We start from the raw sequence: 7,272 nt of genomic DNA on the forward strand, positions 1-7,272 counted from the left end.
AGAGGCAAAAAATGCAGCCCTTTCTTCAAAACAAAAAAAGAAACAGCCCCCTTTCGGAGGCTGTTTATTCATAAAGCTTGACTTATCTCAGTGCAGCAGCTGCGCTGACAATGCCATAACCCGATTCATTGTCTTTGCCAGGAGCACCGACATCAATCGCGGTTTTTTCAAGGTGCTGACGCACTTGTTTTGCAGTCCATTCGGGGTGGCGGCTCCAGACCAGAGCGGCAATCCCTGAAACCAGGGGGGTGGCCATGGAAGTGCCTTGCAGGAAGGCATAGTTCTGGGCATAACCATAATCATTCAGAGGCACCTTGTAGGTCGGTGTGGTGGCCATGATCTGAACACCCGGTGCAGAAACACTCAGCTCTTTACCATAGCAGGAGAACTTGGCACGTTTGTTCTGTTGATCACTGGCGGCTACGGCCATATAGTAGTCATCAATACGGGCAGGAGTGCCAACAGCCGTATTGCTATTGCCTGCTGCGGCAATCAGCAGCGCACCTTTTTTAGTCGCCCAATAGCCAACAGCAGAGGAAATTAAATCTGTGACAGCAGGGCCACCCAGACTGAGGTTCACGATTTTAGCACCCATATCTACTGAGTGTTTGATCCCACCCGCAATGGCAAACAGGCTGCCTCCGCCTTTGGCACTGAGTACTTTCACAGCCAAAACCTTCACATTGGGAGCCGCGCCAGATACGCCGATGCCATTATTGGCAACAGCAGCAATAATTCCAGCAACGTGGGTTCCATGGCCGAAACTGTCGATGGGATCGAGACCATCAGCAGATTCCTTTGTGAAATCTTTGCCTTTAATGGTATTGGCTTTCAAATCAGGGTGATTATAGTCAACACCTGTATCCACAACAGAAACAAGCAGATCAGAATTGCCCATGGAAGCGTTCCAGGCATCCAGTGCGCCTACATGGGGGAGATGCCACTGTTGTTCAAACAAGGGATCATTGGGAGCAGCTACCGCAGGGCGGCCATTGCCACGGGGAGCAGGAGGAATACTCTGAGCGATGCTGATAAAATAATTGGGCTGTGCAAATTCCACATTGGGATCCTGGCTAAACTGACGCACCAAATCTTCAGTATTGCGATTGGTGCTTTCAACGAGATAAACGCGGGTGTCCAGATCAAAGGATTCTACCGCACGGGCAGATGAACGGGATAAAGTCTGAAGAAAACCTTGCGCATTGCGTACTTTAACGATGGCCTGGTTGGGAATCACTTTGGCGCGGGAATCGGTATTAAAAATCTTGGAAGCGGGTGCAGAAGCACTCTGACGGTTCAAAAGCGCGGGATTGTTCTGCGCACTGAGAAGGGGGCCAGCGACAGGGCTACAAGCGGCGAGTAAACTTGTGGTGAGTGCTGCGCTGATCAATTGATTCATTTTAGACTTCATGCGGGGGACTCCTGAACTGAAAATAATAATTTAGGGTAACATTTTTATGTAGATTTGGCAAAATTCACGGAACTTGCAGGGTGAATCCTGAAAAAAAAGCCCGGAAAACGCTTCCGGGCTTCCGGTTCGAGATCTCAGAAAACGTAGCGTTTCAGACGTTTTCCGAAGGGCCTTATTTCAGGCTCAGGGTCAAAATCAGTTATTGCTGACGCCTGCACTGTGCAGGAGTTCGGTGGTTTTATTAATAATCGCGGCCTGTGCGCCGGTTTTTTGCATAACTTTCTGGCTGGCATAGCTTGCGCCCCAGCCTACCAACATGCCACCCACCATCACGGGGAAGGAAGAGGCACCCGCTTTGGCCAAAGCAAAGACGGCTACGTTATTGGCAACTGAGCTGACACCACTGCTGACAGCAGAGGTCGCCACATCGCCCACCACACGGCCACCGGCTTCTGCCAGGGTGGCTTTGCCACGGAAAGCTGACCAGCCATTGCGCACGGTAGAGGTCACTGCGCGTTGAATCACTGCACGTTTTACAGAGGCACCTACATTGCCATAATCGGTGACCACTTGGCCGTTCATTTGGCGATCCATGGCAGATTTGGTATCGACATAGGCGTTAAACATGCCCAAAACGGCACCTTCAAGACCATTGGACTGACGGATATAAATATCGGTGGTGCTGAAATCATTTGATTTTGTAGCGGCAGCTTTGCCAATGATATGAGCATCGGAATGAACAGGGGTAATGGTACTGTTTTTGGTAAGAATCGGAGTGACAGGAGTAGAAGAAACGCTTTGAATTGGCATAAAAAAAGACCCTTTCTTAATTAAGCAAATATATCTCGAATAAACCTTTGATAGATCTATTATATTAAGTCGAGATTAAAACTTGCTTAAATCATTAAGAAAAAATTAAACTTTCATCTCTTTTTTATCTTCAAATTTTAAAAGAATCTTATCACCACTGCATTTTAGCCCTCTTAATTAAAGGTTAATTTCTTTTTCAAAATGCAGTTAAGAATTCACGAAAAAGTTATAAACACCTCAATAATCAAATCCACTGTTGCCAATAAACTCTCTTAAGATCGAAGTCGGAGGAACATGATCGGGATAGAGGGCCACAAACAATCCAATCAGCTTTTGCAGGCGGTAAGCCGTTGCATAGGCCGGATGGTCATGGGGAACTTCCAATAAATACCGTTCAGCATAGACCTTTAAAACAGACAATTCGTAAATCAAAGACGTATCAAAAATCAAATCTGCCTGACTGACAAAGGGAAAAATATGTTTATGCTCCCCTTCACGAACGGAGGGCCAGCGCAGAATGCTATCGGCCGCATTGGTAGCCCGGCTGTGTCGATCTCTTACAATTCTGCGCAAGAGGCGAAGATCTGAAGGATTAACCCGGCTGTGTTCATCCAAGGAAAGCGAGGCCATGGGTTGAATAAAGATCCTGAACAGTTGGTCTTCGGGCACTTGGTTCTTGAGCAGTTTGGGATTCAGGCCGTGAATGCCTTCCAAAAGCAAGATATTATCTGATCCCAATTTCAAGCGCGGCCCCCCTTCAGGCATACTCAATCCTTTGGGAAAATCATAATGCGCAGTAGCCACCTCTTCCCCAGCCAAAAGCCTTGAGAGATGTTCTGAGAGCAAATCCGTATTGAGCGCTTCAAGACATTCATAGTCATACTCTCCATTTTGATCCAGCGGCGTCTCTTCACGGTTGACATAATAATCATCCAGCGAAATATTCAGGGGACGCAGTCCATTGACCTGCAATTGCACAGAGAGACGTTTAATAAAGGTGGTTTTGCCTGATGAAGAAGGACCGGCAATACAGATAATCCGAATCTGTTCCCGCTCCTCACCAATACGATCCGCAATCTGGCTGATGCGTTTCTCATGAAAGCCCTCGGCCACGCGTATCAATTGAGAGACCTCCCCATTGATACAGGCACGGTTAAATTCTCCAATACTGGCGATCTTCATCGACTCAAGCCAACGGATATTGTCCTGCATCAAATGGGCATAAGAAGCCAGATCATCGGCAGAGGGCCCTTCGCTCGAGGTCGTGAGGATCAGCCCGCCCTGACTGCCCGCTTGAACGTGGATTTTGCGCAAATAGCCTGCATGGGGCAAAAGCGGCCCACTGCTTACCGCGTAAAACTCACCGCAACTCACCAAAGAAATCCGGCTATTGCGATAGGTCTGTGCCAGAGCGGCCGCTTCACGCCGATCATTTTCGCTAAAAAAGGGAATGGCTTCTTCCAGCGCCCACCATTCATGGCGAAAACTTTTTTTCTGACGAATCATTTCTTCCATCATGCCCTGAATTGCTTGAGCCAATACAACCGTTGATTCAGTTGGGGAATTTTCAACGCGAATCCATTGCGTGCTGCCAACCGACAAGGCCATGCTCAGTTTAATACCGGGATAGAGGCGGTGCGCTGCTTCAAGCAAAAGCAGGGCAGCACTGTGACGAAAAATCCGCTCACCCTCCCAGTGTGCAACGGTCAATGGCTCCAAATAGGCATCCGACATCATGGGCGTATTCAGAGAAACGCATTTGTGGTTGACCAAGGCAGCCACCACAGGACAGCCATCTACCTCTTTGGGCAAAAGGGTTTGGGCCTGCGTTCCCGTCGGCACTTCAAAGGGATGGGGTTGCCCTGCAATCTGAATCGTCACGTTCAAACGCCGGGGCAAGGAACGCTCCTGGCTCAAGCGCCCAAAACTGTCGGTCATATCGGTCAGCTGCAAACCCAGTAAACTGATCAATATTTCAGTCAGCTTGAGTGCCAAGGCGGGTTTTTCAGATTTTAAACGGCTAAACGATTCACGGGTCAAACGGGCTGTAAACAGATCGGTCACAGCCTTGACCGAAGCGCGTCTGACGCGCCCGGTAATCAGCCCCAGTTCACCAACGTGATAACCGGCAGCGATCGACCCCAATTGCAGGCCTGCCCTGCAAATCTGAGCTTGGCCGCGCAGAATAAAATACATCTCATCGCCTTCTGTGCCCTCCTGAATCAGCACCTCATCGGGTTCCAAAGCGATCGGATCCAGATAGGGCAAAAGCTGATGGCGATCCTCGGTATCTGCAAAAACAGTCAGAATATCCAGGTCTTCAGGTTGAAGTACGGGAGGGGTCTGCATTATCATTCAAGCCACGCTTTACATTAAATAGAAATTCCTCAGAATCTCCCTCCTATTTTACCCGCAAAAACAAACAAACCAAGTAAGCCGAGCATCAAAACCGTCAGCAGCATTCTGAGGATCTGGAAAAGAGCAAAAGCATCCCTCAACAGAAAACCACCTGATGGAGACTGGCACAAAGGCAGCGGAAAATCTTCTAGCAGAACACCCCCCTCCAGATCTTTCTGAATATAGAGAAAAGTATATGCTTGGCCTTCTTTCCAAGGCCCTTTGGAATGCAGCAGGATCAAGCGTTTTTCAGCCTTGGGGGCATAAAAATAGCCCATCAGAATGCCTTGACGCGTGGGGTGAGGCACTGACTTTTCAAGCCAAAGATTTTCGATCATGCCCTGGCTTAAAAGCCGATTCAAGCGCAAACCCTCACGTAGGACGGCAGCCCCAAAAACCAGGCCCAAACAAAGTGCAACCAAGGCTAGAAAATTCAACCCAAAGCTATGCCTGCCAAAGCAAAATTGCCAAAGTGAAGCCAAAAGCAGCAGTGAACTGAGGCTTGCCAAAGGCAAGCCCATGATTTGAAAAAACTGCAGCCAAACAGGAATTTTTCGAACTGAAGAGAAAATGGGGTTCACTCAACCTGAATTTGTAATTTCTGCTGATCATAACACGGGGCAAGATTGTTGGGTTGCGCCAGACCTGCTAAGCTAAAAAAATGATTTTTCCAAGGAGATCTCCCATGAAGCGTTTGCTTGTGCTTGGCATTCTTTCACTCAGCTTGGGCGTTCAAGCCGCAGAAAACGAAAACAGGGCTGAACCCATCGCCCCCAGAGCGCAAACCCTGATCATCAACAAAACAGCCCAACTGGTCATTCAGGGCATCGACAAAACCTGTGTGCCCTTAAGAATAGAGCTTTTGCGTGCTGACGCCCTGGCACCAGGCTATGGCCGCTGGAGCCGCATGCCCGTCAAAACAGAAACCGGCGATTACCGCGTAGAACTTGCGCTGGGCCCTGAATTTTGGCCCTATCTCTATCCAAGCGGCTCGTTCAGATTGAGTTGCCCTGAGTCTTCCCTCAAAACAAAAGTCAATCGCAAAGCCTGGGCCTTGACCCAGGCTGAAAATCTTCTGAATTGGGAAACAGATTTTCAAACGGAAGAGGAAAAACCTTGAAAAACCTTTTAAAAATCTGCCTGGCCAGCCTCTGGATCTTGGCCTCAGCGGCTCAGGCCGAAGCTCTGCCCGATTGGGCTGAAATAAAATTTAACGCCGCTGAGCAAGCACTGAAAAACCAGACAAGCACCTGTCATCAGGCTGCCCTGCAACGTTTTTTTGAAACCCAGGGAGCAGACTACACACTCAGTTTGAATGGAAATGCGCATGTTCAAATCATAGGCCGCAAGACTTGGGGGGCTGGCCCCGTTATTCCCGATGGGCGCTCTTTTAAACCCCATGCGGCACAAGCCTCGGTTTGCAGTTGGTTTCGCAGAATTACCGTCCACCATACCCATACGGCCCTGAGTATTCAGGCCTTGCAAACTTTTCATCAAAACCAGGAAGATCCCAAGGCAGATATTGCCTATCATTTTTATATCAATGCCGAAGGCCAGATCTACGAAGCGCGCCCCTTGGGGTATATGGGTTCTCACGCTGAAGGAGACAATTCACAAAATCTGGGTATTGTTTTGAATGGAGATTTTAGCCAGGTCAAACCCGATCCCCGTCAATTGACAGCCTTGAAAAACCTTTTAAGTGCCTTGCGCTGCGCCTGTGGTTTTCAGGAAGGCCTCTTCAGCCATCAAGAGCGCAAAGCTTTGCGCTTCCCCCAGGATCCGCTGCACTATACCGATTGTCCAGGCCAGGAATTGGCTGTTGAGGTCTATGAATTTGCCCAGGAATTGGGGTTTGGCCCCGTCACCCGCCACTAATTATTCATTGCGTCGATGCGAGGAGTGCTCCAGCACTATTTGCCAGTTTCCATTGACCCTGCGCAAAATATAGGTGCTTCTCACACTCAGTTCCATCGGGCTTTGATCTTTGATTGAAACGGCAGACCAATTCATTTCACCCGTCATCCAAGCCGTCTCTCCTTCGATATCGACAAAATCAGGCATCCAACTGCCACTGAATTTGCGATAGCCTAAAAACGAATCGGCATAGGTCTGCTTGATTTCATTCCGGTTCGCCATTTGCTTGCCATTGGACCAAAGCGCACGGGCCTGGGGATGAAACAAGCTGATTAAACGGTTGAGATCTTTTTCGCTATGTGCCAGCAGCAATTGGTCGATCACCCCGGCCAAGGCCCGTGCCTCTGGCGTATTTAATTCATAGGGTCGCGCTTCTGCGCCAAAAGGCAATAAAAGCCCAGCAGCTAAAACCAGACTGGCCAGTAGATTTTTGCGCATATACCTGTCCTCGGATTGGATTTCTTTAAAAGAATACCCGATTACGATCTGAGAATCAGTGAAGCCGGTGACAAGTTTCAGTCCTTTTATACAAATCTATCTTTCCGAGAGAAGGTGCAGTCTCGAAGGAACACTGTTTTTACAGCGTATCTCTCAAAACCCTTCCTGAAGCAGGACCAGACCAGAGCCCCCAGGAGCATAAGAAGGGTGAGAAAAACAGGCAAAAAATGAAAAAAGCCCATTAAAGGGCACGAACTCCGGCATTGAAGCGAATTACCACGTCCTCGGTCTCCTGAGGTTTT

Annotated in this window: 7 protein-coding genes; 2 read left to right on the forward strand and 5 right to left on the reverse strand. The window is 48.7% G+C overall.

The window, feature by feature from the left end:
* Nucleotides 1–82: 82 nt before the first annotated feature.
* The 4 genes from COW20_01390 to COW20_01405 form a co-directional block, all read right to left on the reverse strand.
* The gene (locus COW20_01390) at nucleotides 83–1,411 is read right to left on the reverse strand and encodes a hypothetical protein (GenBank protein PIW50903.1); all 1,329 of its coding nucleotides are present in this window, start codon (nucleotides 1,409–1,411) and stop codon (nucleotides 83–85) included.
* 195 nt (nucleotides 1,412–1,606) lie between these two features.
* Nucleotides 1,607–2,221 carry a hypothetical protein gene (locus COW20_01395; GenBank protein PIW50904.1) on the reverse strand — a complete coding sequence of 205 codons (615 nt, stop codon included), beginning with the start codon at nucleotides 2,219–2,221 and terminating at the stop codon, nucleotides 1,607–1,609.
* 237 nt (nucleotides 2,222–2,458) lie between these two features.
* The gene (locus tag COW20_01400) at nucleotides 2,459–4,576 is read right to left on the reverse strand and encodes a cyclic nucleotide-binding protein (GenBank protein ID PIW50905.1); all 2,118 of its coding nucleotides are present in this window, start codon (nucleotides 4,574–4,576) and stop codon (nucleotides 2,459–2,461) included.
* A 32-nt stretch (nucleotides 4,577–4,608) separates the two neighbouring features.
* On the reverse strand, nucleotides 4,609–5,199 hold the full coding sequence (locus COW20_01405) for a hypothetical protein (protein PIW50906.1): 591 nt from the start codon (nucleotides 5,197–5,199) through the stop codon (nucleotides 4,609–4,611).
* Between the two features lie 104 nt (nucleotides 5,200–5,303).
* On the opposite strand from COW20_01405, the gene COW20_01410 reads away from it, so the two are divergent.
* Both COW20_01410 and COW20_01415 read left to right on the forward strand, forming a co-directional pair.
* Nucleotides 5,304–5,738, forward strand: coding sequence for a hypothetical protein (locus COW20_01410; protein PIW50907.1), 435 nt, complete (start codon nucleotides 5,304–5,306; stop codon nucleotides 5,736–5,738).
* On the forward strand, nucleotides 5,699–6,493 hold the full coding sequence (locus COW20_01415; GenBank protein ID PIW50908.1) for a hypothetical protein: 795 nt from the start codon (nucleotides 5,699–5,701) through the stop codon (nucleotides 6,491–6,493). The genes COW20_01410 and COW20_01415 overlap by 40 nt, the downstream gene beginning before the upstream one ends.
* Here COW20_01415 and COW20_01420 read toward each other — a convergent pair whose 3' ends face one another.
* Nucleotides 6,494–6,970 (reverse strand): hypothetical protein, encoded by a 477-nt coding sequence (locus tag COW20_01420; GenBank protein ID PIW50909.1) that lies wholly within the window; start codon nucleotides 6,968–6,970, stop codon nucleotides 6,494–6,496.
* Between the last annotated feature and the right edge of the window lie 302 nt (nucleotides 6,971–7,272).

Source organism: bacterium (Candidatus Blackallbacteria) CG13_big_fil_rev_8_21_14_2_50_49_14 (assembly GCA_002783405.1).
GTDB lineage: Bacteria > Cyanobacteriota > Sericytochromatia > UBA7694 > UBA7694.